Origin of the sequence: Lentzea sp. NPDC092896 (genome assembly GCF_044754905.1) — a bacterium.
Classification (GTDB): Bacteria; Actinomycetota; Actinomycetes; order Mycobacteriales; family Pseudonocardiaceae; genus Lentzea.
Genome location: NZ_JBIVPX010000003.1, coordinates 249,555 through 276,116, shown reverse-complemented (window position 1 = coordinate 276,116; position 26,562 = coordinate 249,555). Strand labels below are relative to the sequence as shown.

At 68.1% G+C, this 26,562-nt stretch carries 25 protein-coding genes; 19 read left to right on the top strand and 6 right to left on the bottom strand.

Annotated features, from left to right (window positions below; genetic code table 11):
* The first annotated feature begins 16 nt into the window (after nt 1-16).
* Complete coding sequence (gene hpt / locus ACIQF0_RS16985; protein ID WP_360045751.1) at nt 17-565, top strand: hypoxanthine phosphoribosyltransferase; 549 nt, start codon at nt 17-19, stop codon at nt 563-565.
* Between the two features lie 264 nt (nt 566-829).
* Here the strand turns inward: hpt and ACIQF0_RS16980 are convergent, their stop codons facing one another.
* Nucleotides 830-2,488, bottom strand: coding sequence for a substrate-binding domain-containing protein (locus ACIQF0_RS16980; protein ID WP_360045749.1), 1,659 nt, complete (start codon nt 2,486-2,488; stop codon nt 830-832).
* A gap of 366 nt (nt 2,489-2,854) precedes the next feature.
* Between ACIQF0_RS16980 and ftsH the strand changes: the two genes are divergently transcribed.
* From ftsH to ACIQF0_RS16945, 7 genes are read left to right on the top strand one after another with little or no spacing between them, the layout of a single operon-like run.
* Nucleotides 2,855-5,044 carry an ATP-dependent zinc metalloprotease FtsH gene (ftsH, locus tag ACIQF0_RS16975; protein ID WP_401030409.1) on the top strand — a complete coding sequence of 730 codons (2,190 nt, stop codon included), beginning with the start codon at nt 2,855-2,857 and terminating at the stop codon, nt 5,042-5,044.
* Entirely contained in the window at nt 5,041-5,688 is a 648-nt protein-coding gene (gene folE / locus ACIQF0_RS16970; protein WP_401030407.1) for a GTP cyclohydrolase I FolE, read from the top strand. The genes ftsH and folE overlap by 4 nt, the downstream gene beginning before the upstream one ends.
* 32 nt (nt 5,689-5,720) lie before the next feature.
* On the top strand, nt 5,721-6,506 hold the full coding sequence (folP, locus tag ACIQF0_RS16965; RefSeq protein ID WP_360045972.1) for a dihydropteroate synthase: 786 nt from the start codon (nt 5,721-5,723) through the stop codon (nt 6,504-6,506).
* Nucleotides 6,499-6,891: a dihydroneopterin aldolase gene (folB, locus tag ACIQF0_RS16960; RefSeq protein ID WP_401030405.1), complete on the top strand. Its 393-nt coding sequence runs from the start codon at nt 6,499-6,501 to the stop codon at nt 6,889-6,891. Before folP ends, folB begins: the two co-directional genes overlap by 8 nt.
* A complete protein-coding gene (gene folK, locus ACIQF0_RS16955) occupies nt 6,888-7,382 on the top strand; it encodes a 2-amino-4-hydroxy-6-hydroxymethyldihydropteridine diphosphokinase (RefSeq protein ID WP_401030403.1) in 495 nt (164 codons plus the stop codon). Before folB ends, folK begins: the two co-directional genes overlap by 4 nt.
* Entirely contained in the window at nt 7,379-7,831 is a 453-nt protein-coding gene (locus tag ACIQF0_RS16950) for a DUF3180 domain-containing protein (protein WP_401030401.1), read from the top strand. The genes folK and ACIQF0_RS16950 overlap by 4 nt, the downstream gene beginning before the upstream one ends.
* 50 nt (nt 7,832-7,881) lie before the next feature.
* On the top strand, nt 7,882-9,402 hold the full coding sequence (locus ACIQF0_RS16945; protein ID WP_401030399.1) for a DUF6779 domain-containing protein: 1,521 nt from the start codon (nt 7,882-7,884) through the stop codon (nt 9,400-9,402).
* Between the two features lie 118 nt (nt 9,403-9,520).
* Here ACIQF0_RS16945 and ACIQF0_RS16940 read toward each other — a convergent pair whose 3' ends face one another.
* The 3 genes from ACIQF0_RS16940 to ACIQF0_RS16930 form a co-directional block, all read right to left on the bottom strand.
* The gene (locus ACIQF0_RS16940; RefSeq protein ID WP_401030398.1) at nt 9,521-10,606 is read right to left on the bottom strand and encodes an NADH-quinone oxidoreductase subunit D; all 1,086 of its coding nucleotides are present in this window, start codon (nt 10,604-10,606) and stop codon (nt 9,521-9,523) included.
* Between the two features lie 211 nt (nt 10,607-10,817).
* On the bottom strand, nt 10,818-11,240 hold the full coding sequence (locus ACIQF0_RS16935; protein ID WP_401030396.1) for a DUF1203 domain-containing protein: 423 nt from the start codon (nt 11,238-11,240) through the stop codon (nt 10,818-10,820).
* 17 nt (nt 11,241-11,257) lie between these two features.
* Complete coding sequence (locus ACIQF0_RS16930) at nt 11,258-12,172, bottom strand: SAM-dependent methyltransferase (RefSeq protein WP_401030394.1); 915 nt, start codon at nt 12,170-12,172, stop codon at nt 11,258-11,260.
* Between the two features lie 30 nt (nt 12,173-12,202).
* Between ACIQF0_RS16930 and ACIQF0_RS16925 the strand changes: the two genes are divergently transcribed.
* From ACIQF0_RS16925 to ACIQF0_RS16905, 5 genes are all read left to right on the top strand, one after another.
* Nucleotides 12,203-13,348: a PrsW family intramembrane metalloprotease gene (locus ACIQF0_RS16925; RefSeq protein ID WP_401030392.1), complete on the top strand. Its 1,146-nt coding sequence runs from the start codon at nt 12,203-12,205 to the stop codon at nt 13,346-13,348.
* A 102-nt stretch (nt 13,349-13,450) separates the two neighbouring features.
* Nucleotides 13,451-14,341: a DUF2520 domain-containing protein gene (locus tag ACIQF0_RS16920; RefSeq protein ID WP_360045728.1), complete on the top strand. Its 891-nt coding sequence runs from the start codon at nt 13,451-13,453 to the stop codon at nt 14,339-14,341.
* A gap of 1 nt (nt 14,342) precedes the next feature.
* Nucleotides 14,343-15,233, top strand: a complete 891-nt coding sequence (gene panC, locus ACIQF0_RS16915; RefSeq protein WP_401030389.1) for a pantoate--beta-alanine ligase — start codon at nt 14,343-14,345, stop codon at nt 15,231-15,233.
* A 9-nt stretch (nt 15,234-15,242) separates the two neighbouring features.
* Complete coding sequence (panD, locus tag ACIQF0_RS16910; RefSeq protein ID WP_401030387.1) at nt 15,243-15,713, top strand: aspartate 1-decarboxylase; 471 nt, start codon at nt 15,243-15,245, stop codon at nt 15,711-15,713.
* A gap of 10 nt (nt 15,714-15,723) precedes the next feature.
* Complete coding sequence (locus ACIQF0_RS16905) at nt 15,724-16,518, top strand: type III pantothenate kinase (RefSeq protein WP_401030385.1); 795 nt, start codon at nt 15,724-15,726, stop codon at nt 16,516-16,518.
* Here the strand turns inward: ACIQF0_RS16905 and ACIQF0_RS16900 are convergent.
* Nucleotides 16,508-17,263 carry a class I SAM-dependent methyltransferase gene (locus ACIQF0_RS16900; RefSeq protein ID WP_401030383.1) on the bottom strand — a complete coding sequence of 252 codons (756 nt, stop codon included), beginning with the start codon at nt 17,261-17,263 and terminating at the stop codon, nt 16,508-16,510. The genes ACIQF0_RS16905 and ACIQF0_RS16900 overlap by 11 nt on opposite strands.
* Nucleotides 17,264-17,399: 136 nt before the next feature.
* On the opposite strand from ACIQF0_RS16900, the gene lysS reads away from it, so the two are divergent.
* From lysS to ACIQF0_RS16875, 5 genes are all read left to right on the top strand, one after another.
* Nucleotides 17,400-18,854, top strand: a complete 1,455-nt coding sequence (lysS, locus tag ACIQF0_RS16895) for a lysine--tRNA ligase (protein WP_330278264.1) — start codon at nt 17,400-17,402, stop codon at nt 18,852-18,854.
* A gap of 114 nt (nt 18,855-18,968) precedes the next feature.
* Nucleotides 18,969-19,319, top strand: coding sequence for an Lsr2 family protein (locus ACIQF0_RS16890; RefSeq protein WP_030477509.1), 351 nt, complete (start codon nt 18,969-18,971; stop codon nt 19,317-19,319).
* 313 nt (nt 19,320-19,632) lie between these two features.
* Nucleotides 19,633-20,625 (top strand): FecCD family ABC transporter permease, encoded by a 993-nt coding sequence (locus ACIQF0_RS16885; protein WP_401030381.1) that lies wholly within the window; start codon nt 19,633-19,635, stop codon nt 20,623-20,625.
* An 11-nt stretch (nt 20,626-20,636) separates the two neighbouring features.
* Complete coding sequence (locus ACIQF0_RS16880; RefSeq protein WP_401030379.1) at nt 20,637-21,704, top strand: FecCD family ABC transporter permease; 1,068 nt, start codon at nt 20,637-20,639, stop codon at nt 21,702-21,704.
* Nucleotides 21,701-22,498 carry an ABC transporter ATP-binding protein gene (locus ACIQF0_RS16875; protein WP_401030377.1) on the top strand — a complete coding sequence of 266 codons (798 nt, stop codon included), beginning with the start codon at nt 21,701-21,703 and terminating at the stop codon, nt 22,496-22,498. Before ACIQF0_RS16880 ends, ACIQF0_RS16875 begins: the two co-directional genes overlap by 4 nt.
* A gap of 358 nt (nt 22,499-22,856) precedes the next feature.
* Here the strand turns inward: ACIQF0_RS16875 and ACIQF0_RS16870 are convergent, their stop codons facing one another.
* Nucleotides 22,857-23,666: a (2Fe-2S)-binding protein gene (locus ACIQF0_RS16870; protein ID WP_401030375.1), complete on the bottom strand. Its 810-nt coding sequence runs from the start codon at nt 23,664-23,666 to the stop codon at nt 22,857-22,859.
* Between the two features lie 318 nt (nt 23,667-23,984).
* On the opposite strand from ACIQF0_RS16870, the gene ACIQF0_RS16865 reads away from it, so the two are divergent.
* Nucleotides 23,985-26,546: an ATP-dependent Clp protease ATP-binding subunit gene (locus ACIQF0_RS16865; protein ID WP_360049136.1), complete on the top strand. Its 2,562-nt coding sequence runs from the start codon at nt 23,985-23,987 to the stop codon at nt 26,544-26,546.
* The last annotated feature ends 16 nt before the right edge of the window (nt 26,547-26,562 follow it).

The window sequence follows — 26,562 nt, the reverse complement described above, 5'->3', positions numbered from 1 at the left end:
CAGAGGGGACCTGTCCGTGTACGACGGCGACATCGCATCCGTGCTCATCACCGAGCAGGAGATCAGCGACAAGGTCACCGAACTCGCCAAGCAGGTCGCGGCTGATCACCCAGAAGGTGACTCCGACCTCGTGCTGATCACTGTGCTCAAGGGCGCTGTGATGTTCATGGCCGACCTCGCCCGCGCGCTGCCCGTTCCGGTGCAGCTCGAGTTCATGGCCGTTTCGTCCTATGGGTCCTCGACCTCGTCTTCGGGCGTTGTGCGGATCCTGAAGGACCTCGATCGCGACATCGCCGACCGCAACGTGGTGATCGTCGAGGACATCATCGATTCTGGGCTCACGTTGTCTTGGCTGTTGAAGAACTTGCAGTCTCGGAAGCCTCGGTCTTTGCAGGTTTGTACTTTGTTGCGGAAGCCTGATGCGGTGAAGGTCGAGGTTCCGGTCAAGTACATCGGGTTCGACATTCCCAACGAGTTCGTTGTCGGTTATGGGCTGGATTATGCGGAGAGGTACCGCGATCTGCCTTACATCGGGACGTTGGATCCGAAGGTCTACTCGAACTGAGTGGTTTGGCTGAGACGGGGGCGTTGCCGTGGGTGGCAGCGTCCCCGTTTTGCGTTGCCGTGCGGGAGCCGTGCGGTGCGGGTTGCGGACGGGCCGTTGCTGTTCCAGCGGGGTTGGTCGCGTTCCGTGTGAGAGGTCGCCTTGCGTTGCCGGGCGCCGGGTGGCACCGCGCGGGCCGGTCGTCGTGTCTGGTCGCGTTTAAAGACAAAGACAAAGACAAAGCCGGGCCTCCCGTAGGAGACCCGGCTTTGTTGTTTGAGGAAATCAGCAGTTCGGACGGCACCGGCGCTGGGACACCGCGTCCAGCAGCACGCCGCGAATGTCCTCCGGGTTCCGCGCCTGGTAAGCCTTGCCGCCGGTCGCGGCGGAGATCGCGCGGAGTGCGTCCATGTCCACCTCGTCGCCGAGGCCGACCATGATGATCGGGACCGGCTTCGCGGGGTCGGACTCCCGCTTCAAGGTCTCGATCAGTGCGGCGGTGTCGATCGACGAGATGTCGTCGTTGCGGCCGTCGGTCATGAGCACGACCGAGTTGACCTTCGACGCGTCGTAACCGGACAGGACGTGCCGGTACGCGGCCAGGGTGGTGTCGTTCAGGGCCGTGCCGCCGCCTACCAGGCCGGGGAGCTGGGAGGCGCCCGCTTCCAGGCGCTTGCGGCGGGTCACGCCTGCCAGGGGTTCGCCCAGCGGGCCGATCGGGACCAGTTCGATCCAGTCGTTCGGCGGCTTCTTGTCGGTGGAGAACGCCCACAGGCCGATCGCCGTGGTGTCCGGGAGCATCGAGAGGGCCGTCATGGACGCCTCGGTGGCGGCCTCGACACGGGTTTTGCCGTTGCCGCTCTTCTCGATCATCGAGCCGGAGACGTCGATGACCGTCAGCATCCGCATGTCCAGGCTGATGGCGCCCCAGGTGCGGAGGAGTTCGGAGACCTGGTCGGCGCCGGGGGTCTCGATCAGCTTGACGTCGCCTGCCTGGACGCCTTCCACGTCGGTCGACCACTTCGCGGGGGCCGCGCCCTGGACGGTGCGGAAGCCGGCCTCGCCGAAGCGCTTGGAGGTGTCGGCGGAGCGGAGGACCTTCTCGAACTCCGCCGCTGCCTCGCCGATGCCTTCCGGCTCGTTCGGGCGGGAGACCCTGACCAGCGGGTAGTCGAAGGAGAGCGTGCCCTCCTTGGGCGGGGCGCCCAGGACGGCGTTGTCCTTGACCGAGCGGTTGTTCGCCACGACGGACTGCTCGGTGGCGGCGAACAGCGGGGCCTTGTCGGCGTCCGTGGTGACCTTGCCGAAGGCGTCGCGGACCGACGGGACGGCGCTGCGGCCCACGCGCAGCAGGGTGCCGACGAGTTCAGGTTTGGGCGTTCCGTCTGGATTGCCCAGCAAAGTACGGATGACGAACAGCGAGGCGAGGCCCTCCGACGTCATCGTCGGGTCGCTCATCGAGATCTGGACCTTCGGGTCCACGACCTTCGCCCACGAGACGGGCGTGACCGGGAAGCCGATCTTCGACATCGCCTGTTCCGAGCCCGCCATCACCAGCGGGCTGGACGCCAGCGAGGGCTTGATGTCCAGCTTCGGGGCCTCCGGGCCGGTCTCCGCCGCCTGGCGCTGGGCCTCCGCGGCCCACATCGAGGAGTCGGGGATCCAGAGGGAGTGGGGGTTGATCTGGGCGGTGGGGAGCTCGTTCGCCACGTCGGCCGCGTTGCGCGACTCGACCTGGACCTGGACGCACCGGCCGTTCACGACTGGTTGTGACCGCTGGTAGTCCTGCGCCGCCGCGTTCACCACATCCAACGCGGCGGGGGTGACGGCGACCTTCAACGGCAGCGCGCCGGAGCAGTCCGCGCCGCTCGTGACACGCAGTGCCACGACCGTGACGCCTGCCGCCGCGACCACTCCGAGCAGGGCGCCCACGGGGAGGGCCACCCGCCGGAACAATCCGGGGGACGTATGACGTGCTGACATACAGTTACTTACCTTCGGTCACGTGTTCACTCTTTCGAGTGGCGAGGGAAACGTTCGGGGGATAGATGAGGATGACATGTGACCCCCAAACGTAATGAGACAGCGTGACCTGCGTCACTCGTCTGGACGGCGGTATTTGTTCCGGATGAACCAAACTGCGTGAACATGCGTGGTGGGGGTCACCCGCGGGAACCCGCGAACGCCCCCGCCCGTTGGTTGCTCAGTACCCGGCCAGCGAGCGGTAGGCTGGTCGGACGCGGTATGTGGGTCTTCCACTGCCCGACGCGCAAGTCAGGGAGGGTCGAGGCCGCCCCCGGCCGTAAGTGCATGGACCGCAAGCGCCTGCTTCGCAACCCGCTGCTGTGGATCGCTGCGGTGTTGCTGCTCTACTTCGTCTTCACCGTCCTCTTTGACGACTCGCGGGGCTACCACCCCGTGAAAACGTCTCAAGCGCTTCAACAGGTGCGGGACGGCAAGGTCAAGGAAGCCACGATCGAGGACAAGGAGCAGCGTCTCCGACTCACCCTCACCGATGGCACCACCTTCGAGGGCAGCAACCGCCTGATCACGCAGTTCCCGGCCAGTTCGACGGACGAGATCTTCACCGTCCTCGACCAGGCCGGCAACAAGCCGACCGTCGAGACCAAGGTCAGCCAGGAGTCCATCCTGATGCAGATCTTGATCTACCTCGTGCCGCTCGGCCTGCTGTTGCTGCTGCTCATGTGGATGATGAACAACGCTCAGGGCGGCGGTAACCGCGTTCTGAACTTCGGCAAGTCCAAAGCCAAGCAGCTGTCGAAGGACATGCCCAAGACGACGTTCGCCGACGTCGCCGGTGCCGAAGAGGCCGTCGAGGAACTGGAAGAGATCAAGGACTTCCTCCAGAACCCCGGCCGCTACCAGGCGCTCGGCGCGAAGATCCCGAAGGGCGTGCTGCTGTACGGCCCGCCGGGAACGGGCAAGACGCTGCTCGCCCGAGCCGTCGCCGGCGAGGCGGGCGTGCCGTTCTACTCGATCTCCGGCTCGGACTTCGTCGAGATGTTCGTCGGTGTCGGTGCCTCCCGTGTGCGCGACCTGTTCGAGCAGGCCAAGCAGAACGCGCCGTGCATCATCTTCGTCGACGAGATCGACGCGGTGGGCCGCCACCGCGGCGCCGGCCTCGGCGGCGGGCACGACGAGCGCGAGCAGACCCTCAACCAGCTGCTCGTCGAGATGGACGGCTTCGACTCGCGCGGCGGGATCATCCTGATCGCGGCGACGAACCGTCCCGACATCCTCGACCCCGCCCTGCTGCGCCCCGGCCGCTTCGACCGGCAGATCCCGGTGTCCGCACCGGACCTGAAGGGCCGCAAGCAGATCCTGCGGGTGCACTCGAAGGGCAAGCCGCTGGCCGCGGACGCGGACCTCGACGGCCTCGCGAAGCGCACCGTCGGGTTCTCCGGCGCCGACCTCGCGAACGTCATCAACGAGGCCGCACTGCTCACCGCGCGCCACAACGGCCACGTCATCGACGGTGCCGCGCTCGAGGAGTCGGTGGACCGCGTGATCGGCGGTCCGGCCCGCAAGAGCCGGATCATCTCCGAGAAGGAGAAGAAGATCACCGCGTACCACGAGGCAGGGCACGCCCTGGCCGCGTGGGCGATGCCGGACATCGACCCGGTCTACAAGGTCACGATCCTCGCCCGCGGCCGCACGGGTGGTCACACCCTCTCGGTGCCGGAAGAGGACAAGGACCTGATGACCAGGTCCGAGATGATCGCGCGACTGGTGTTCGCACTGGGTGGCCGTTCCGCCGAGGAGCTCGTCTTCCACGAGCCCACGACGGGTGCGTCCAACGACATCGAGCAGGCGACCAAGATCGCCCGCGCGATGGTCACCGAGTACGGCATGAGCGCGAAGCTCGGTGCGGTCAAGTACGGGCAGGAGCAGGGTGAGCCGTTCCTCGGCCGCTCGGCCGGTCGCCAGGCGGACTACTCGCTGGAGGTCGCGCACGAGATCGACGAGGAGGTGCGCAAGCTCATCGAGGCCGCGCACACCGAGGCGTACGAGGTGCTCGTCACCTACCGCGACGTCCTCGACGACCTCACGCTCGAGCTGATCGAGAAGGAGACCCTGCACCAGAAGGAACTGGAGCGGATCTTCGCGAGGGTCGAGAAGCGGCCGCGCATCACCCAGTTCAACGAGTTCGGTGATCGCACGCCGTCCGACATCCCGCCGATCAAGACGCCCGGCGAGCTCGCCAAGGAACGTGGCGAGCCGTGGCCGCCGGTCGTCGAGGACACCCTCGACGACGAGCCGGAGACGCCGGCGGAGCCCGCCGCGGAACCGGCCACGGAGGCGCTGCCGTCGCCGAACGGGTCGAACGGCGCGCACCAGCCAGGTCAGCCTTCGAACCAGTCGGGCCCGCCGAACTACGGCGCCCCGCCCGGATGGACCCCGGCGACCGTGCCCGGCGGCAAGCCGCACAACGTCTGGGAGCCGAAGAAGCCGCAGCCAGACCAGGACGAGCGGCAGTGACCGAGCAACAACAGCTCGACGGAGACGCCGGCCTCACCCACCACGGGGAGGCCGGCGTCTCCGCGCGGCGGGTCTTCGACCAGTCGCGGGCAGAGGCTGCGGTACGCGAACTTCTGATCGCGTGCGGTGAGGATCCGGACCGGGAGGGTCTGCGCGAGACACCCGCACGGGTGGCGCGCGCCTACCAGGAGTTGTTCGCGGGCCTCTACACGGACCCGGACAGCGTCCTCGCGAAGACGTTCGACGAGAGCCACGAAGAGCTCGTCCTCGTCACCGACATCCCGATGTTCAGCTTCTGCGAGCACCACCTGCTGCCGTTCCACGGCGTCGCGCACGTCGGGTACATCCCGAACGAGCAGGGCCGCGTGACGGGGCTGTCCAAGCTGGCCAGGCTCGTCGACCTCTACGCCAAGCGGCCACAGGTCCAGGAGCGGCTGACGTCGCAGGTCGCGGACGCGTTGGTGCGCAGGCTCGAACCGCGCGGCGTGATCGTGGTGATCGAGGCCGAGCACCTGTGCATGGGCATGCGCGGTGTGCGCAAGCCCGGTTCCCGCACGACGACGTCCGCGGTGCGCGGGCTGCTGCGCACGTCCGCCTCTTCGAGGGCGGAGGCCATCGAGCTGATCAGGGGCCGACTCCGGTGAGTGGTCTGCCCCGCCCCGGCCGGTGCGTCGTGATGGGCGTGCTGAACGTGACGCCCGATTCGTTCTCCGACGGCGGCCGCTACATCGATCGCCGTGACGCGGTGTCGCACGGCGTCGACATGTTCAAGCGCGGCGCGGACGTGATCGACGTGGGCGGCGAGTCGACCCGGCCCGGCGCCGGGCGCGTCGAACCCGCCGAGGAGATCGCCAGGATCGTGCCGGTGATCCGCGCGCTGGTCGCCGAGAGCGTGCCGGTCAGCGTGGACACCATGCGTGCTTCCGTTGCGGCTGCGGCACTGGAGGCCGGCGCGTCCATCGTGAACGACGTGTCCGGTGGCCTGGCCGATCCCGAGATGGCTGCCGTCGTCGCCGCCGCGGGTGTGCCGTACGTGCTGATGCACTGGCGTGGGCACAGCACGGAGATGGACGCGTTGGCGACGTACGACGACGTGGTGACGGACGTTCGTTCGGAGCTGCTGGAGCGCGTCGAGGCCGCGCTGGCCGCCGGTGTCGCGGAGTCGTCGATCGTGCTCGACCCCGGACTGGGCTTCGCGAAGCTGGGCGACCACAACTGGGAGTTGTTGCAGCGCCTGGACGAACTGGTCGAGCTGGGCTTCCCGGTGCTGGTCGGGGCGTCGCGCAAACGCTTCCTCGGCACGTTGCTCGGCAACCGTCCACCGGACGGCAGGGAGGACGCGACCGCGGCGGTGTCAGCTTTGGCCGCGTTCAACGGAGCGTGGGGTGTGCGGGTGCACGACGTCGACCGGACGCTGGACGCGGTCGCCGTCGCCGGTGCGTGGAGGCGGGGACATGGCTGACCGGATCGCGTTGACCGGCCTGCGGGTGCGCGGGAACCACGGCGTGTTCGAGCACGAGAAGCGCGACGGGCAGGAGTTCGTCGTGGACGTCACGCTGTGGCTGGACCTCAGCGCGGCTTCTCGCACCGATGACCTGAAAGAGACGTACCACTACGGCGAACTGGCCGAGATGGCCGCGGCGATCATCGGCGGCGAACCGTACGACCTCATCGAGACGGTGGCGGGCAAGATCGCCGACGCCGCGATGACGGACTCGCGGCTGCACGCGGTCGAGGTGACGGTGCACAAGCCGTCCGCGCCGATCCCGCTGACCTTCGACGACGTGTCGGTGACGATCCGCCGCTCGCGCCGGCTCGCCGCACCACTGCCGAAGGAAACCCGTTGAGTCGCGCGGTTCTCTCGATCGGCTCGAACCTCGGCGACCGGTTCGCCTTCCTGCAGTCCGTCGTGGACGGGTTGCGGCCCTTCGTCGTCTCCGTTTCGCCGGTGTACGAGACGGCGGCCTGGGGAGTCGAGGACCAGCCGGACTTCCTGAACGCCATCGTGATCGTCTCCTCGGACGACGTGGACGAGTGGGGCTGGCTGCGCCGCGGTCAGGCGTTGGAGAACGCCGCCGGGCGCGTGCGGGAGAAGCGCTGGGGACCGCGCACGTTGGACGTGGACGTGGTTTCGGTGGACGGGGTGACCTCCGACCACCCCGAGCTGCTTCTGCCGCATCCTGGGGCGTTTGAGCGCGCAACAGTTCTCATCCCGTGGCTCGACGTCGAGCCGGGTGCGGTGCTGGCGGGTCACGGACCCGTTGCGGGCCTGGAGTTCTCGGCCGAGGGTGTGCGGCGGCGTGACGATCTCGTGCTTTCGGGTTGGATGGACGAGTGAGGTTCACCAGTCCCCGAGACCTGGCGGCCGTCGCGCTCGTCGGCGCGTTGCTGGCCCATCTGCTGCTGCGGCTCGCCTACGACACGTTGCCGCCGTTGCCCGTTCTGGCCGGGTCGACGTTGTTCGTCATCGCGGTCGTGGAGTTCGTGTTCGCGTTCTCGTTGCGGGCCAGGATCCAGCGCCGCGCGGGTGCGCGTCCGGTGCAGCCGCTGACCGCCGCCCGAGCCGTCGCGTTGGCAAAGGCTTCGTCCGTTTTGGGCGCTTTGATGTTCGGTGCCTGGGCCGGTGTGCTGATCTTCGTGATCCCCGTCCGCGACTCGTTCGCCGCGGCCTCGAACGACCTGGTCGCGGCCATCGTCGGGATCGTCGCGGCGGTCGCGTTGACGGCGGCCGCGCTGTGGCTGGAGCACTGCTGCAAGACGCCGCGCGAGAGTTCCGGGAACGAATAGATACCCGGCCGTAGGTCTCAGTCGCATAACTACGCGGTACCGTAGTGCCCATGACCGGGCGAGGCGCGTCGATCGACGACGAGCAGGAAGATCACGGTCGTGGCTCAGGGCGATTGCTGTTAGTAGCGGCATTGGCGCTCGCCCTGGTGGCCGCGGCGGTGCTCGTGCTGAGTGACAGCGCCCGCATGCTGCGTCTGGCCGTGGTGGCCGCGTTGTGGGCGGCACTGGTGGGTGCTTTTCTCGCCGCCAGATACCGCAAACAAGTCACGGAACGTGACGACGAAGTGGCCGATCTCCAGTCCGTTTATGAGCTGGAACTCGAGCGCGAAGTGGCCGCCCGCCGCGAGTACGAACTCGAGATCGAGTCGGAGACCCGCAAGCGGATCGAAGAGGAGTCGCGGGCGGACATCGAGGCCCTGCGCGCCGATCTCCACTCGTTGCGCGACAACCTCCAGGCGCTGCTCGGCGGAGACGTCCTCGTCGAACGCGTGGCCCTGCGCGCCGAGTCGACCCGCCTGCGTTCGCTGGGTTCGGAGGCGGCGCGGCTGGCCGGGATTCCCGAGAACCGCATCATCAACGCCAAGCCCGCGATCACCGCGTCCGCGTCGGCGGAGAAGCCGTCCGAGCGCACCGAACTGATCGAGCGCGTCGCCCACGACGCCAAGGTGCAGGCACCCCGCCGCGAACCGCTGCGCCCCGAGCCCGTCCGCCCGGATCCGGCCAGGAACTCGCCCCGCCCGCAGCCCGCCGTGGTCCGCCGCGAGCCCGTGAAGGCCGCGAAGCAGGAACCGGTCAGGCCGCAGCCCCGTCCTTCCGCCGCGGCCGCCGTCTCGGCCAGGCTGGGCGGCGCCAGCCCCGCGCCAGCCCCGGCACCGCAGAAGCCCCCGCCGCCGCCGACCGTGAAGGCCAAGCCGGTCCAGGCCCAGCCCGTGCAGGCACAGGTCCACCGGACCGAGCGCGTGCCCCGCCCGCCGCAGCCCCCGGCCCGCACCGAGGCGTTGTCGCGCCCGGAGCAGCCCCCGAAGGCTCCCGCGGCCGTCATGAAGTCGGTGGAGACCCGCAAGCCCGAACCGCGGTCCCGCGTGGCCGAGCGCACCGAGATGATCGACCCGAAGGCGTTGCAGGCCACCGGTGGCAACGGCCGCCGCAGGGCCGACGACCGCCCGGCTCCAGTGCAGGACAGCGGCTCGTGGGAGACCCTGAAGCCGGACGCTCCCGCCGCCACCCCCGCCGGCCGTCGCCGCGCCGACGACCCGCCCGCCCGTCGCACCGCCTCCGAGGACTCGCTGGTGTCGCTGCCTCCGGTGGGGCGCCGTTCGGCCTCGGAGCAGTCGTCGACCAGGCTCCCGGCGGTCTCGCCAGGCCGTCGTTCCCCTGCCGACGAGGCCCCGGTCTCCGGACGTCGCGTGGCCGAGGACTCGTCCACGCGCCTGCCCGCCGTCTCGACCGGCCGCCGTGCCGCACCGGAAGACCCTTCCGGCGCGCACGCGGACGGCAAGTCGGTGAGCGAACTGCTGGCCTCGCTCGGTGGAGGCGACGCGCCTCGCCGCCGGCGCCGGCGCGACGACTAGGTCGTGTCCTGCAAGCTCGTTCGGTGAGAGGCGCGGGCGAGCGACCCGGAGGCGGTGCTGCCGCAGCGCGGGGAGTGTTCGGGTCCCTCGGTTGCCACTGTCGCCGGACCCGACCTGGCTACTTGTCGATGTCGCCGACGATCACGGCGAACGAGCTCAGCACGGCCGGCAGGTCGTCGACCTTCGTGCCGGGCAGCAGCGCGGACAGCGCCTGAACGTTGTTGAACGACGGCGTGCGGAGCTTGAGGCGCCACGGCGTCTTCTCGCCGCGTGACGACAGGTGCACGCCCGACGTGCCGAGCGGCGCTTCCACCCGCGTGTAGACCGAGCCCTCGGGAGCCTTGATGGCCTTGGGCAGCCGGACGTTCACCGGGCCCTGCGGCAGCTGCTCCAGGCACGCCCCCGCCAGCCCGACGGACTTCTGCACCTCGTCCAGGAGGCACCGCACGCGTGCCGCCGCGTCGCCCTCGGTCCGGACCACGGGGGTGAAGCCCAGCGTCCGGTAGGCGGGCAGCGGGTCGTCGCGGCGCAGGTCGAAGTCCACTCCGCTGGCCCTGCCGATCGGGCCGGTGACGCCGTACGCCAGCGCGTCCTCGTGCGGCAGGACGCCAAGCCCTTGCAGCGTCCCGAAGTCGATCGGCAGCCGCGCGACGTCCACAGTGGACAGGAATTCGGCGACCCGCGAGGTCCAGCCCGCCGGGACGTCCTCGCGCAGGCCGCCGATCCGGTTGAACATGAAGTGGATCCGGCCGCCGGACGCCTCCTCCATCAACGCCTGCACGCCCTCGCGGTACGTGGCTGCGTTGGGAGACAACGGGGTCAGGAAGACCATGTGCGCCATCAGGCGGTTCAGTTCGCACAGCAGAGCGCGCAGCCATTGGGCGCGGGCCGGCACGTCCATGCCCGTCATGCGTTCCACCGCCAACGCCACGGCGAGCTCGTTGCAGAAGGCCGAGAGCCAGTCGTGGCGGTTGGCGAGCGTCAGGACCTGGCGGTAGTCGCGCACCTCGAACAGCTTCTCGGCGCCGCGGTGGAGGTGGCCCACGAGCGGCTCGGCCGCGGTGATCAGCAGGTCCGGCGTGACGGTCAGGCGCAGGCGGTAGGCGCCGTGGGCCGACGGGTGCAGTGGCCCCAGGTCGATCACGCGGTCCACGCCCAGGTACCGGGCGCCCGCGCCCACGCCGACGGTGATCTGCTCGCTCACCCGAGCATGGTTTCACGGTGCCGGGAAGGTGCCGGGACGTGGCTCACGACCTCGTGATCGTGAAGACGAGCCAGCCGCTTCAGGACCTCGTGACCGTGAACCAGCCGCTTCAGGACCTCGTGACCGTGAACCAGCCGCTTCAGGACCTCGTGACCGTGAAGAGGAGCCAGCCGCCTCACGACCTCGTGACCATGAAGACGAGCCAGCCGCCTCAGGACCTCGTGATCGCGAAGAAGAAGCAGCCGTGCGACACGCTGCGGACCTGGAGCGACTCGATCGAGGGATCGTTCAACAATCCTTCAACCGCACGATCGAACGATCCGGGCTCGACGACCTCCCCGTCGTGGATCTGACCTGCGGCGTTGTAGGAACGTAGGATCCGGGGATTGTTCAACAATTCAACAGGGAGACGATCCAACGAGGGCTCCTCCGAGCACTCCACGTGCGTGAAGATCGGCCCGACCTCGGCGTACGGGCCCTTGCCCGACGTTGGCGAGTAGCGGAACAGCCACACGGGCTCGTCGGGCAGCGACTTCCGCAGACAGCAGCGCAACGGCACACCCGGCTCGGAGGCGCGGTACTCGCGGCCGGGGTCGGAGAACGAGTCGGACGGCGACACGGTGTGGATTCGCATGACCCCAACGATCGTCGTCAGTCACCGGAAAATCTGGCGGGATTCGGACGCCAGGGCGGCAGCGCCGGCAGCAGGTCCGACACCGCCACCCCGCGCCCGTGCAGCAGCCATCCGAACGCCCCCAGCCCGGCCGGCGAGCGCAGCTCCGCGATCCGCCCGGCCCGCGCAGCGGACTCCAGCCAGTCCCACCCGGAACCCCCGACCTCACCGGTCAAACCCAAGGCCGCCAGCGCATCCCGCTGCGACACCAGCACGAAGTCCCCGCCGGCCGCCGCGGCACAGGCGTCCAGAGCGACGTGCGCGGTGATGTCACAGGACCCGTCGAACACCACGGGAACCTGACGCCCGTCCCGATATCCGGTCACCGAGAAGTGCCGCGACGACACGAGATGTCCGTAGTCGATCGCCAGCGCCGCCCCGCGCACCGAGGACACGGCCGCAGCCCACGCCGCATCCCGGGGCGCGCCGACCTCGGCCAGTGAGCCGTCCTCAAGAGACGGCCACCACCGGGTGATCCACGGATCGGCGGAAGGCCCGCGAACCACCGGGCAGGGGATCGCGTCGAGCCACTCGTGCCCGACCAGCAGCCCGACGCACGACGGCACAGAGGTGGTCCACCGAACCCCTGGCAGTTCCACGAACGGCCCGACCTCGACAGCGGTCACCCGAAGCCGCTCAGCCAGTGACCCGGACGCCAGCGACCGCACCGCGAACGCCAGCTCACCCCCGCCCGCCCCGACGTCCACGAAGTCCACGACCGGGGGAAATCCAAGCGCCGCGTCCACCCTCGACAGCAGCTCCAGCAGCCCGGCGGCCAGCTCCGGACCGACCAGCGGAGACGTCCGGAAGTGCGACGAGGGCTTCTCGCCGCGGGCGAAGAAGCCACCGGGGCCGTACAACGCGGCGTGCCAAGCGGCTTCCCAGTCGAACATCGGACAAGTGTGCATCTAAGGTCATTTCCCGTGACCGACGCCGACCTGACGCCGACGCCGACGAAGAAGCGCATCGAGCAACGCCGCTGGACCGTCCTGTTCCCCGTCGTGGCGCTGATCGCGCTCGCCGCGGCGGGCCTCGTGCTGTTCGCTCTGGGCACGTCGAGCATCGGCATCGAACCGCTGCTGGTCGGTGCCGCCGCGGCACTGATCCCCGTCGCCTTCGTGGTGACCGCGTTCCTGTGGATCGACCGCTGGGAACCGGAGCCGGCGAAGATGCTGCTCTTCGCGTTCGTCTGGGGTGCGTGCGGCGCGACGATCAGTTCGCTCGCGTTCAACCAGACGAGCCGCGTGCTCGGCGATCTGCTGACCAACGACGGCACGACGTTCACCGCCGTGGTCGGGGCGCCGATCGTCGAGGAGGCGACCAAGGCCGCGTTCCTCATCGCCGTGTTCGTCCGTCGCCGGCACGAGTTCGACGGCGTCGTGGACGGCATGGTCTACGCGGGCATCACGGCCGCGGGCTTCGCGTTCACCGAGAACATCTGGTACTTCGGCCGGGTCTTCCTGGAGGACGGGCTCGGCAACATGGGCGGCGGCGTGATCGCGCTGTTCATCCTGCGCGGGGTGCTCTCGCCGTTCGCGCATCCGCTGTTCACGGCGATGACCGGTATCGGCGTCGGCATCGCGGCCACCACGAGCAACGCCACGGTGCGCATCCTCGCGCCGATCGGCGGCTACCTCACGGCCGTCGGGTTGCACTCGCTGTGGAACTTCTCGACCACCGTCGGCACCGGCGCCGAGTTCATCAACCTGTACTTCCTGATCATGGTGCCGGTGTTCGCCGGAGCCGTCTCGATCGTGGTGTGGCAGCGCCGCAGGGAACAGCGGATCGTCGCGGGCCAGCTCGCCGCGATGGCGCAGAACCGGTGGATCGCCAACAGCGAGGTGGCCCTGCTGGCCAGCCTCAACGGCCGCAGGAACTGGCTGCGGGCGGTCAAGCGCAAGTCGGGTGACACGTCGGTCAAGGCCGTGAGGAGCTACCAGATCGCGGTCACCGAACTGGCCTTCCTGCGGCACCGCATCGAGCAGGGAACGGCCGGTCTGAGCGCCGAGCAACGCCACGGGGTGCTGCTCGACAGCCTGCACGCCGCCAGGGCGGCCGCCCGCCGGTGAGTCCGGTCACCGACCAGGTGCACGAGACAGTGGCGGGATTACGCTCGGCGTCGTCGTCCGGTACCCGCACCAGGGACTGGAACGTCAGAAGGAGTTAGTCGCATGGACGCGACCCCACGTCCGGCGAGGCTCGCCGTCGGTGTCATCTCGGCAGGCCGCGTCGGCTCCGTGCTGGGCGCCGCGCTGGCCAGGACGGGCCACGTGGTGACCGGCGTTTCCGCCGTCTCCCAGGCCTCCCGCAACCGTGCGGATGAGCTGTTGCCCGGCGTCCCGATCGCCGACCCCACCGAGGTCGCCCAGCGTGCCGACCTGGTGCTGCTGGCCGTGCCGGACGACGAGCTGGAAGGCCTGGTCAAGGGCCTCATCGCCACCGAGTCGCTGCGCGCGGGCCAGATCGTGGTGCACACCAGTGGCGCGCAGGGCGTGAAGGTCCTCGAACCCGCCGCCGAACTCGGTGCGCTCACGCTCGCGCTGCACCCTGTCATGACCTTCACCGGCCGCCAGGAGGACCTCCTGCGGATGACCGCGGCGTGCGTCGGCGTGACGGCCGCGGACGGCGACGAGGTGGCCTGGAGCGTCGGCGAGGCGCTGGTCGTCGAGATGGACGCCGAGCCGATCCGCGTCCCCGAGGCCGTCCGCCCGCTCTACCACGCGGCACTGGCCCACGGCGCGAACCACCTGATCACGCTGGTCCGCGACGCCGCCGACCTGCTCACGAACGCCGGCGTCGCCAACGCCGAGCGCCTGCTCGGCCCCCTGCTGTCCGCCGCGCTCGACAACGCGCTGCGCCACGGTGACCGCGCCCTCACCGGTCCGGTCGCCCGCGGCGACACGGGTACCTTGCGCAAGCACCTCGACGTGCTGGCCGAGCAGGCACCCGAAACCCTGCCCAGCTACCGCGTGCTCGCCCGCCGCACCGCCGAGCGGGCCGAACGTTCCGGGCTGCTCAAGCCCGACGCGGCCAACGACGTTCGCACCACTCTTGAGGACTGAAGTGACGAAGCCACTGACCAAGGACGACTACCGCCCGGACGACGTCACGGTGCACCGCGACCCCGTTCGCCTCAACCGGGTCATCAGGGCACTGCGCAACGCCGGGCGCAACGTCGCGCTGGTGCCCACGATGGGCGCCCTGCACGCGGGCCACCGGCAGCTGATCCGCGAGGCGCAGGTCATGCAGAACACGGTGGTCGTCGTGTCGATCTTCGTGAACCCGTTGCAGTTCGGGCCGAACGAGGACCTCGCGAAGTACCCGCGGCAGTTCGAGTCCGATGTGGACATCTGCCGCGAGGAGCGCGTGGGCATCGTCTTCGCGCCGTCCACCGAGGACATGTACCCCGAGGGCGCGCAGGTGACCGTGCACCCCGGACCGCTGGGCGACGAGCTCGAGGGCGCGGTCCGGCCCGGCCACTTCGCGGGCGTGCTCACGATCGTCTCGAAGCTGTTCAACATCGTGCAGCCCACGTACTCGGTGTTCGGGCAGAAGGACTACCAACAGCTCCAGCTCATCCACAAGATGGCGCGAGACCTCAACTTCCCGCTCGACGTCGTCGGTGTGCCGACCGTGCGCGAGTACGACGGCCTCGCGCTGTCGTCGCGCAACGCCTACCTGACGCCGGAACAGCGCCACCACGCCGTGACGCTCTCGGCCGCGCTCACCGCCGGCGCGCACGTGTCGTCGCAGGGCGCGGACGCGGTGCTCAAGGCCGCGCACGACGTGCTGGCGCAGGTGCCCGAGGTCGAAGTGGACTACCTGGAACTGCGCGGGACCGACCTCGGTGCCGCGCCGGAGAACGGCGACGCCCGGCTGCTGGTCGCGGCCCGTGTCGGTACGACCCGCCTGATCGACAACATCGCGGTGTTGCTCGGCGAAAGCGACGAGTAGGGGGATGCCATGTTCCGCACGATGCTGAAGTCCAAGATCCACCGCGCCACCGTGACGCAGGCCGACCTGCACTACGTCGGCTCGGTGACGGTGGACGAGGACCTGATGGAGGCCGCCGACCTGCTGGCGGGCGAACAGGTCGCCATCGTCGACGTCACCAACGGCGCCCGGCTGGAGACCTACGTCATCCCGGGCGAGCGCGGCACCGGCGTGCTGGGCATCAACGGTGCCGCGGCGCACCTGGTGCACCCCGGCGACATCGTGATCCTGATCGCCTACGGGCAGATGGACGACGCCGAGTCGCGCGCCTACAAGCCGCGCGTCGTGTTCGTGGACGCCGACAACAAGGTCGTCGACCTCGGCGCCGACCCCGCGCACGCCCCCGAGGGGTCCGGTCTGGTGAACGGCTCCACGAGCGCGCCTTCTTCTGAGACCGTTGAGGCGACCGCGCTCGACGCGTTGATCCAGGCCGAGAACTGAGGAACATCACGTGCTGCTCGCCATCGACGTCGGCAACACCAACATCGTGCTCGGTCTGTACGACGGGGTCGGCGACTCGGCCCCGCTCGTGCGCGACTGGCGGATGCGCACCGACGCCAGGATGACCGCCGACGAGCTCGCGCTGACCATGCGCGGCATGTTCGGCGAGTACGCCGACAAGATCACCGGCATCTCCGCGCTGTCCACCGTGCCCGCCGTGCTGCGCGAGCTGCGGGTCATGCTCGGCCGCTACTACGACGCGGTGCCGAAGATCCTGGTCGAGCCCGGTGTGAAGACCGGCGTCCCGCTGCTCGTCGACAACCCGAAGGAGGTGGGCTCGGACCGCGTGATCAACACGCTGGCCGCGCACCACCTCTACGCGACCTCGTGCATCGTGGTCGACTTCGGCACGTCCACGAACCTCGACGTGATCTCGTCGCGCGGCGAGTTCCTCGGCGGCGCGCTGGCACCGGGCATCGAGATCTCGGTCGACGCCCTCGCCTCCCGTGCCGCCCAGCTGCGCAAGGTCGAGCTGGTCAGGCCCCGCAACGTGATCGGCAAGAACACCGTCGAGTGCCTGCAGTCCGGCATCGTCTACGGGTTCGTCGGCCAGGTGGACGGGCTGGTGCGCAAGATCACCGAGGAGCTCCAGCAGACCGATCCGGGGCCGGTCACGGTGATCGCCACCGGTGGCCTCGCGCCGCTGGTCGTGTCGGAGTCCTCGACGATCGCGCACCACGTGCCCGACCTGACGCTGCTGGGGTTGCGCATGGTGTTCGAGCGCAACATGCCCGCTATTCGCTGACGCGGACCAACCGGAAGACCTCCGAGCGCAAGGGGACGTCGAACGGCCCGTTCGACGTCTCCGGGCGTTCGCGCAGGAACGCGAGCATCTTCTCGTTGATCGAGGCGCGCTCCTCGTCGTCGATGACGAGCATGCGCGAATGCGTGTTGATCGTCGCCACGAGCGCTTCCGGCGAGTCCCTGCGATGCGCGTGCAGGAAGGTCCCGCGTTCGACGGCGCCGAACAACGGGTGCGTCATCACCCCGGACGGGTCCTGCCGCTGCGACTCGACGCTCGTCGACGACACGTGCTCGAACTCGGTCAGCCATTCCGAACCGGAGTCGTGGTCGATCCACAGGGCCGCCAGGACGCCACCGGGCCGCAGCACGCGGGCGATCTCCGGCAGTGCCTTCTCCTGGTCGAACCAGTGGAACGCGGTGCCGACGAACACGGCGTCGAGAGTCTGGTCCGGGACCGGGATGTGCTCGGCGTGACCGGGTAACGCGCGCACGCCGTGCACGCGGCGGACCAGCTCGGACAACATCTGTTCGTTGGGCTCCACGGCTGTCACGCGGTGGCCTTCCGCGACCAGTCCCGCGGTCAGCTTTCCGGTGCCGGCGGCCAGGTCGAGCACGTCCAGCTGCTCGGTCTTGCCCAGTGGCTCCAGTGCCCACCGGATCGCCGCCACGGGATAGTCAGGCCGGTGTTCGGCGTAGGCCTCGGCCTGCGCGCCGAACGAGTCCGCTCGCCTCGCGTGTAGATCCATCACCCCAACTTAGGGTGTCGGGTATCCGGCGGGGTATCCGGTTCGCTTCGCCCATGAGCCCTTCCGTACCCTTCTCGGCGTGAGTGAGCAGCCGAAGCAAAACCTCGTGACCAGCGAAGAAGACCTGCCAGAGCAGATGCGCGTGCGCCGGGAAAAGCGTGCGCGGCTGCTCGCTTCCGGCAAGGAGCCGTATCCCGTCGAAGTCGCGCGCACGCACACGTTGCGCGAGATTCGCGACGCGCACCCCGAACTCGAACCCGACACCCAGACCGGTCAGATCGTCGGCGTCACCGGGCGCGTGATGTTCATGCGCAACACCGGAAAGCTGTGCTTCGCGACGTTGCGCGAAGGCGACGGCACCGAACTGCAGGCGATGCTGAGCCTCGCCGGTGTCGGTGAAGAAGCGCTTTCCGAGTGGAAGACCGACGTCGACCTCGGTGACCACGTTTTCGTGAGCGGTGAGGTCATCAGCTCGCGCCGCGGCGAGCTTTCCGTGATGGCCGACGGGTGGCAGCTGACGTCGAAGTCGCTGCGTCCGTTGCCGGTCGCGCACAAGGAACTCGGCGAGGAAACCCGTATTCGTCAGCGATACGTCGACCTGATCCTCAGGCCGATGGCGCGCGACACTGTTCGGACCCGTGCGAACGTCGTTCGTTCTCTGCGCGACTCGTTCCACCGGCGCGGATTCCTCGAAGTCGAGACGCCGATGTTGCAGTCGCTGCAGGGTGGCGCGAGCGCGCGTCCGTTCATCACGCACTCGAACGCGCTCGACATCGACCTGTTCCTGCGCATCGCGCCGGAGCTGTACTTGAAGCGCTGCGTCGTCGGTGGCATCGAGAAGGTCTTCGAGATCAACCGCAACTTCCGCAACGAGGGTGTGGACTCGTCGCATTCGCCCGAGTTTTCGATGCTGGAGTACTACGAGGCCTACGCCACGTACGACTCGAACGCCGTACTGACGCGTGAGCTGATCCAGGAAGCGGCGGAAGCCGTGACCGGTTCTCAGATCGTGACACTGGCGGACGGCAGCGAGTACGACCTCTCGGGTGAATGGACGACTCTGAGCATCTACGAGTCGTTGTCCGAAGCGGTTGGTGAGGAAATCACCCCCGAGACGCCCGCCGAGACGCTGCGGAAGCTTTGTGACCGTCACGAACTCGAGGTGAACCCGAAGTTCGGGCACGGCAAGCTGGTCGAGGAGCTGTGGGAGCACCTGGTGTGCGACTCGCTCTACGCGCCGACGTTCGTTCGCGACTACCCGGTGGAGACGTCTCCGCTGACCAGGCAGCACCGCAGCAAGCCGGGTGTCGCCGAAAAGTGGGATCTGTACGTCCGCGGATTCGAACTCGGAACCGGTTACTCCGAACTGGTGGACCCGGTCATCGAGCGGGAACGCCTGGAAGCACAGGCGCGTCTTGGCGCGGCCGGTGACCACGAGGCGATGCCGATCGACGAAGACTTTCTGCGATCACTGGAGTACGGAATGCCACCGAGTGGTGGCGTCGGAATGGGTATCGATCGGCTGCTGATGGCCCTCACGGGTCTGGGTATCCGGGAGACCATCTTGTTCCCGCTCGTTCGCCCTGAATGAGTAACTTTCCGGATGTCGATAGGTGCAATGCGGCATCTGTGCGCTAACCTGCGTCGCAGAAGGCTTTAGTTGGCGACGCGGGTGACCGCGCATTCGGGGTCCAGGAGGATACGCATGGCGCAGAAGGTCACGGTGACCCTCGTCGACGATCTGGACGGTTCCACCGCTGAGGAGACCGTCGAGTTCGGACTGGATGGTGTCAGCTACACCATCGACCTTTCCTCGGGCAATGCGGGCAAACTGCGTGACGCTCTTGCCGACTTCGTGGGAAGTGCACGTCGTGCGGGTGGTCGCAAGCGCCTTGGGCCCGGTCGTCCGGCCGGCAGCGTGAAGGCGCGCCCCGCTTCGGCGGATCGTGAGCAGAACCAGGCCATTCGCGAGTGGGCCCGCAAGCAGGGCATGAAGGTGTCGGACCGGGGTCGCATCCCGGCCGAGGTGCTCGACGCCTACCACCAGCAGGGCTGAAATTCGGTAAAACACGAAGGGGTTCCGAGGATGATTCCTCGGAACCCCTTCGTGCTATTTGAGTGACCGGTCAACTACCGGCAGGCGTCCAGAAGGTGGAACGGTGCGATCCAAACGAGATCGCGAACACACTTGCTGCCGACTTTTTAGTTGATCCGACAACGGGTTTGCTGAATCTTTTTTCGCCTTCTCGCGCGGCTCTTCTTCTCCCGGCGAGACCCGTGATGTGACCAGAACCGGTGCCCTGGATCTCGGGCTGACCAGGTGGTTCGGTTAGGCTTACCTCTCCTGGCTGAGATGAGGAGGGTGGGCCTTGGGTCGTAGGTCGTCGGGCCTGCTCTTCCTGCTGGTCGTGCTGGTCGCCGTGTCCGTGGCGAGCATCGCGATCGGTTCGAAGGAGATCCCGCTCTCCGGGGTCTGGCACGGTCTCTTCACGCCGACCGGCGTCGAGGACGACGTGGTGATCCGCGAGCTGCGGATCCCGCGGACGTTGCTCGGTGTCGTGGTGGGCATCGCACTCGGTGTGGGTGGCGCTCTCATGCAGGGCCACACGCGCAATCCGCTGGCCGATCCCGGCATCCTCGGCGTGACGCACGGCGCCGCGCTCGCGGTCGTGCTCTCGATCTTCCTGCTCGGCGTCGACTCGCTGGTCGGCTACATCTGGTTCGCCTTCGCCGGCGCGATGATCGCGAGCGTCCTGGTGTTCCTGCTCGGCTCCGCCGGGCGAGGCGGTCCGTCGCCGGTGACGCTGGCGCTGGCCGGCGCCGCGGTCTCCGCGCTGATGAACGGCCTCGTGTCGGCGATCGTGCTGCTCGACCAGCAGTCGCTCGACGCGTTCCGGTTCTGGCAGGTCGGCGCGATCGCCGGCCGCGATTTGACCGTGCTGACCCAGGTCGCGCCGTTCCTGTTCGCCGGCCTGGTGATCGCGGCGCTCAACGCGCCCGGCCTCAACGCCCTGTCGCTGGGCGAGGACGTGGCCAAGTCGCTGGGCGTCAACACCAGCAGGACGCGGTCGCTGGGCATCTTCGCCATCACGTTGCTGGTGGGAGGGGCCGTCGCCGCGTGCGGGCCGATCGGGTTCCTGGGCCTCGTGGTGCCGCACGTCGCCCGCGCGTTCACCGGGCCGGACTACCGCTGGATCCTGCCGTACTCGGCACTGCTCGGAGCGATCCTCATCCTGTTCGCCGACATCGTCGGCAGGGTGGTCGCCCGGCCGTCCGAAGTGGAGGTCGGCGTGATGCTGGCCCTGCTCGGCGCCCCGTTCTTCATCTTCCTGGTGCGGCGCAAGAAGCTGGTGAAGATTTGACGACGACCGCGGTGAAGACCCCCGCAGCTCAAGCGCCCGCCCTGAGGCTGGGCGCCACCTCGTTCCGGCTGCGCCCCCGGCCGTTGCTGGTGGCGGCGGCGTTGCTGGTCGTGCTGGCGGCGGTGCTGATCGCCGACATCGTGGTAGGCGACTTCCCGCTGACCGTGGCCCAGGTCGTCGACACGTTGCTGGGCGGAGGCACGCGCCGCGACCAGTTCGTGGTGATGGAGCTTCGGATGCCGCGCGCGCTGACCGGGCTGCTGGTCGGTGGTGCGCTGGGTTTGTCCGGGGCGATCTTCCAGACGATCGTGCGCAACCCGCTGGCTTCGCCCGACATCCTGGGCGTGACCTGGGGTGCTGGGGCCGGGGCGGTCTCGGTGATCACCTTCGCCGGGTCGCTGGGCGTGGTGACCGGTGGTGCGGCGTCTGTCGGCGTTCCGCTGGCCGGGCTGTTCGGTGGTCTGCTCGCCGGGCTGCTGGTCTACGCGCTGGCGTGGCGGCAGGGGATCGAGGGCTTCCGGATGGTGCTGGTCGGCATCGGCATCACCGCTGTCGCCGGCAACTTCACGCACTACCTGCTGACCGTCGGCGACGTGCAGGACGCCGGGCGCGCGATGGTGTGGATCACCGGGTCGTTGAACGGTCGTGGCTGGGAGCACGTCGTGCCGGTCGCTCTTGCGCTGGTCGTGCTGGTTCCCGTGGCTTTGATCGGTGGGCATGTTCTCGGGGCCCTGCAGTTCGACGACCAGACTTCGCGTGGGCTGGGTGTGCGGGTGAATCTCGCGCGGTCGGCTCTGATCGTCGTGGCGATCGTGCTGGCTTCTGTGGCCACGGCTGCGGCTGGGCCGATCACGTTCGTGGCGCTGGCTTCGCCGCAGATCGCTTTGCGGCTGTCCGGGACCGCGCAGCCGCCGTTGTTCGGGTCTGTCGTTGTCGGCGGCGCTTTGGTGATGTTGTCGGACCTGGTGGCGCGGACCGTCTACCGGACCGAGCTGCCCGTTGGCGTTGTCACCGCGGTTCTCGGTGCGCCCTATCTGATGTTCCTGCTGATCCGAAGCCGCCGGGAGGCGCGGGTATGAGTGTGCGTCTTGAGGCTTCGTCGTTGTCGGTCGGGTACGGGGAGCGGCTGGTCGTCGACTCTCTGGATTTGTCTGTTTTCGGTGGGACCGTCACTGCTGTGATCGGGCCCAACGGGTGTGGCAAGTCGACTCTGTTGAAGGCGTTGGGGCGGTTGCTGCCTGCTCGGTCCGGGGCGGTGTTGCTGGACGGGAAGCAGATCGACTCCATGTCCACTCGGGATGTTGCCCGGGTTCTGGGGATGCTGCCTCAGGCTCCGTCTGCGCCTGAGGGGCTGACTGTGGCTGACCTGGTCGCTCGGGGGCGGCATCCGCATCAGTCCTGGTATCGGCAGTGGTCGTCTGATGACGCTGCGGCTGTGGATGCCGCGTTGGCGATGACCGGGATTTTGGATCTGGCCGAGCGGACTGTCGACGAGTTGTCCGGGGGGCAGCGGCAGCGGGCCTGGATCTCCATGGCTTTGGCCCAGGGGACTGATCTGTTGTTGCTGGATGAGCCGACCACTTATTTGGATCTTGCTCACCAGATCGATGTGCTGGATTTGGTGCAGGAGCTGCATTCGTCTCTTGGGCGGACGATTGTGATGGTGTTGCACGATTTGAACCTTGCCGCCCGGTACGCGGACAACATCGTTGCCATGCGGGGTGGGCGGATTGTGGCTTCTGGGACGCCTGGTGAGGTGTTGACGGAGGAGATGTTGTTGGAGGTTTTCGGGCTGGATGCCCGGGTTGTCGAGGATCCGGTTGCTGGGACTCCGTTGGTGGTGCCGGTTGGGTCTCGGCATCGGCTTCCGTAGGTCGCTCTGTCCGTAGGTGGTTCTGTTGCGGGCGGCCTGGTTGCGTTGGGTGCTTCCCCTGGGGGCTCTGCCCCCAGACCCCCGGCAATCTGATCGGGGGGTGGCGCCGCCTGCGGGTTGATGGCACGCCTGTTGCTTTGGGCGGCTGCCTGTTGCTTAGAGGGTTGCGTTGGCGGTGGGGTCCCGTCACGAGCCGCACCAAGAGCGGGCCACATGCAGGTAGGGGTGTCAACTCGACGAAAAGCGTGTCGAGTTGACACCCCTACCTGCATGCAGCAAGAGCTGTGGTGCGACTCGTGACGGGACCCCACCGCCGGGCCCGCTCGGTAGGACGGCTCGCCTTCGGCTTCGCGGGTGGTTATGTGTTGTTGCAGGTTCGTGGGCAGGCTGTGCACGGTTCTGCGTTTGGCAGGACGTAGTGGAAGCAGCAGCTGTTTCGCTTGCGCTTCCAGCCCTCGTCGGTGAAGTGCAGGGTTGAGGCGGAGACGAACGGCTCCAGTTTTTCCGGGAGGATCATCGCGGCGTCGGTGACGCCCGCGTTCTCGTCGCCGAACTGGCGGCCTGCTGCCCACGGGCCGTACTCCAGCATGTCCGTTGCCGCTGCCCAGAGTTGGCGGCGGCCGAAGCGGACCACCTGGCCGAAGGAAGCTACGAACTGGGCTGCGTGTGCGGCGTAGCGGGCCCGTAGGAGAGCGGCAAGGGCCGCTTCGTCTGCGACTACGGTGGCTGCCGGGTGGTTTGAGGCCGGGTCGTCTGGGAGGCAGGCGAACTCGTCGCACAGGATTGCCGTGCCGTTCGGGTGTGGGCGGCCTGCTGTGTTCAGGCGGAAGGCCATGTCCGAAGGCTTGAGGGTGGGGACCCGGCGTGCGGTGTGGAAGAGAAGGCCCGCGAGGTAGCCGGGGAGGTGCAGGTACCAGCCCATGACGTAGCCGGCCGTCGCGCGGTCGTCGGACTCGCCGTACTGCTCGACCATCCACTCCGCGAGGTCCTTGCGCCACAGGTCGAAGCGCGTGGGCTCGGCCAGCAGGTCCGAGCAGATCGTCCAGTCCTGCGGGTGGGCCGGCATGCCGAAGGTGATCTCGGTGCCGGCTTGCAGGCGGGCTACTGATTCGGCCAGTGGCGTGAGCGCACGCGGGTTCTGCTGTGAGACCCTCGCAGGTACGGTCAACGCGCAAGTCCAATCTCATGCGTATGAGGCTTGCCTAACCTTACCCAAGATCTCTCTCAGTCGCCTCCGCACGTGGGCCCGGTCACAGGAGTATCGCTCAACGGTCGGTTGTTCGCGTTCAGCGGACATCGCCCGATCTGTGGAATCCGTTGCTCCCGACCTGCGTTGATGCTGATGTCAATGTTCTCCGGACGCGGCTTGCCGCTGATGGGAGCCACAGGCCTCGGAACCGCCCACTACAGTGGAGCCACGGTGCCGCGCTCACCAGGGTAGATCGGTGGAGCCGAGGACCGCCGACGCAGCAGTCAGGGAGTGCGAATGTTCGAAAGGTTCACCGACCGCGCGAGGCGGGTGGTTGTTCTTGCCCAAGAAGAGGCAAGGATGCTCAACCACAACTACATCGGCACCGAGCACATCCTCCTGGGTCTGATCCACGAGGGTGAAGGTGTCGCCGCCAAGGCGCTCGAGTCGTTGGGGATTGCGCTGGAGGGCGTCCGCCAGCAGGTCGAAGAGATCATCGGCCAGGGCCAACAGGCTCCGAGTGGACACATCCCCTTCACCCCCCGTGCGAAGAAGGTCCTGGAGCTCTCGCTGCGCGAGGCGCTTCAGCTCGGCCACAACTACATCGGCACCGAGCACATCCTGCTCGGCCTGATCCGCGAGGGCGAGGGCGTCGCAGCCCAGGTCCTCGTGAAGCTCGGGGCCGACCTCAACCGGGTGCGTCAGCAGGTGCTCCAGCTGCTGTCCGGTTACTCCACCGAGAAGGGTGCGGCGGAGTCGACCGGTCGTGGCGAGGGCACGCCGTCTTCTTCCTTGGTCCTCGACCAGTTCGGGCGCAACCTCACGGCCTCGGCCCGTGAAGGCAAGCTCGACCCGGTCATCGGGCGTGCCAAGGAGATCGAGCGGGTCATGCAGGTGCTGTCCCGCCGCACCAAGAACAACCCCGTCCTCATCGGCGAGCCCGGCGTCGGCAAGACCGCCGTCGTCGAGGGGCTGGCGCAGATGGTCGTCAAGGGCGAGGTGCCCGAGACGCTCAAGGACAAGCAGCTCTACACGCTCGACCTCGGCTCGCTGGTCGCGGGCTCGCGCTACCGCGGTGACTTCGAAGAGCGCCTGAAGAAGGTTCTCAAGGAGATCCGCACGCGCGGCGACATCATCCTGTTCATCGACGAGATCCACACCCTCGTCGGCGCGGGTGCCGCCGAAGGCGCGATCGACGCGGCCTCGATCCTCAAGCCGATGCTGGCTCGTGGCGAGCTGCAGACGATCGGTGCCACCACCCTCGACGAGTACCGCAAGCACGTCGAGAAGGACCCCGCGCTGGAGCGCCGCTTCCAGCCGATCCAGGTGGGCGAGCCGTCGCTCGAGCACACCATCGAGATCCTCAAGGGCCTGCGCGACCGGTACGAGGCGCACCACCGCGTCTCGATCACCGACTCGGCGCTGGTCGCGGCCGCCACGCTGGCGGACCGGTACATCAACGACCGGTTCCTGCCCGACAAGGCGATCGACCTCATCGACGAGGCCGGTGCGCGCATGCGCATCCGCCGGATGACCGCGCCGCCAGACCTGCGCGAGTTCGACGAGAAGATCGCGGACGTCCGTCGCGACAAGGAGTCCGCGATCGACGCGCAGGACTTCGAGCGCGCGGCGAAGCTGCGTGACGCGGAGAAGACGCTGCTGGGCCAGAAGGCCGAGCGGGAGAAGCAGTGGAAGGACGGTGACCTGGACGTCGTCGCCGAAGTCGACGACGAGCAGATCGCCGAGGTCCTCGCCAACTGGACCGGCATCCCGGTGTTCAAGCTCACCGAGGAGGAGACCACGCGTCTGCTCCGCATGGAGGACGAGCTGCACAAGCGGATCATCGGCCAGGTCGACGCGGTCAAGGCCGTGTCGAAGGCGATCCGCCGCACCCGCGCCGGTCTGAAGGACCCGAAGCGCCCCTCCGGCTCGTTCATCTTCGCCGGCCCGTCCGGTGTCGGTAAGACCGAGCTCTCGAAGGCGCTGGCGAACTTCCTGTTCGGCGAGGACGACGCGCTCATCCAGATCGACATGGGCGAGTTCCACGACCGGTACACGGCGTCGCGGCTCTTCGGTGCCCCTCCCGGCTACGTCGGCTACGAAGAGGGCGGCCAGCTCACCGAGAAGGTGCGCCGCAAGCCGTTCTCCGTCGTGCTCTTCGACGAGATCGAGAAGGCCCACCAGGAGGTCTACAACACGCTGCTCCAGGTGCTGGAAGACGGCCGCCTGACCGATGGTCAGGGCCGGACGGTGGACTTCAAGAACACCGTCATCATCTTCACGTCGAACCTGGGCACGTCGGACATCAGCAAGGCCGTCGGCCTCGGCTTCACCTCGGGTCAGGACGGTGCGTCCAACTACGAGCGCATGAAGAACAAGGTCAACGACGAGCTGAAGAAGCACTTCCGGCCCGAGTTCCTCAACCGCATCGACGACATCATCGTCTTCCACCAGCTGACCCAGGACGAGATCATCAGGATGGTGGACCTGATGATCGCCCGCGTCGAGCAGCAGTTGAAGAACAAGGACATGGCGATCGAGCTGACCGACAGGGCCAAGTCCCTGCTCGCGAAGCGCGGCTTCGACCCGGTCCTGGGTGCCCGCCCCCTGCGCAGGACGATCCAGCGCGAGATCGAGGACACCCTGTCGGAGAAGATCCTGTTCGGCGAGCTTCAGCCGGGCCAGATCATCATCACCGACGTCGAGGGCTGGGACGGCGAGTCGGACCAGCACGACAAGGCGAAGTTCGTGTTCCGCGGCGAGGCCAAGCCGAACCGCGTGCCGGACGCCCCGCCCGTCGAGCTCGCGGCGCCCGCGGCCATCGAGCCGCAGGACGCTCCGGCGACCGAGTCCGAGTGATCTAGGCAGCACGTGA

Bases quoted from the DNA above. Each gene is read 5' to 3' on its own strand.
- ftsH (WP_401030409.1), top strand. From the start codon at position 2,855: ATGGACCGCAAGCGCCTGCTTCGCAACCCGCTGCTGTGGATCGCTGCG.
- folP (WP_360045972.1), top strand. From the start codon at position 5,721: ATGGGCGTGCTGAACGTGACGCCCGATTCGTTCTCCGACGGCGGCCGC.
- folB (WP_401030405.1), top strand. From the start codon at position 6,499: ATGGCTGACCGGATCGCGTTGACCGGCCTGCGGGTGCGCGGGAACCAC.
- ACIQF0_RS16945 (WP_401030399.1), top strand. From the start codon at position 7,882: ATGACCGGGCGAGGCGCGTCGATCGACGACGAGCAGGAAGATCACGGT.
- ACIQF0_RS16935 (WP_401030396.1), bottom strand. From the start codon at position 11,240: ATGCGAATCCACACCGTGTCGCCGTCCGACTCGTTCTCCGACCCCGGC.
- ACIQF0_RS16930 (WP_401030394.1), bottom strand. From the start codon at position 12,172: ATGTTCGACTGGGAAGCCGCTTGGCACGCCGCGTTGTACGGCCCCGGT.
- ACIQF0_RS16920 (WP_360045728.1), top strand. From the start codon at position 13,451: ATGGACGCGACCCCACGTCCGGCGAGGCTCGCCGTCGGTGTCATCTCG.
- panD (WP_401030387.1), top strand. From the start codon at position 15,243: ATGTTCCGCACGATGCTGAAGTCCAAGATCCACCGCGCCACCGTGACG.
- ACIQF0_RS16900 (WP_401030383.1), bottom strand. From the start codon at position 17,263: ATGGATCTACACGCGAGGCGAGCGGACTCGTTCGGCGCGCAGGCCGAG.
- lysS (WP_330278264.1), top strand. From the start codon at position 17,400: ATGCGCGTGCGCCGGGAAAAGCGTGCGCGGCTGCTCGCTTCCGGCAAG.
- ACIQF0_RS16890 (WP_030477509.1), top strand. From the start codon at position 18,969: ATGGCGCAGAAGGTCACGGTGACCCTCGTCGACGATCTGGACGGTTCC.
- ACIQF0_RS16875 (WP_401030377.1), top strand. From the start codon at position 21,701: ATGAGTGTGCGTCTTGAGGCTTCGTCGTTGTCGGTCGGGTACGGGGAG.
- ACIQF0_RS16865 (WP_360049136.1), top strand. From the start codon at position 23,985: ATGTTCGAAAGGTTCACCGACCGCGCGAGGCGGGTGGTTGTTCTTGCC.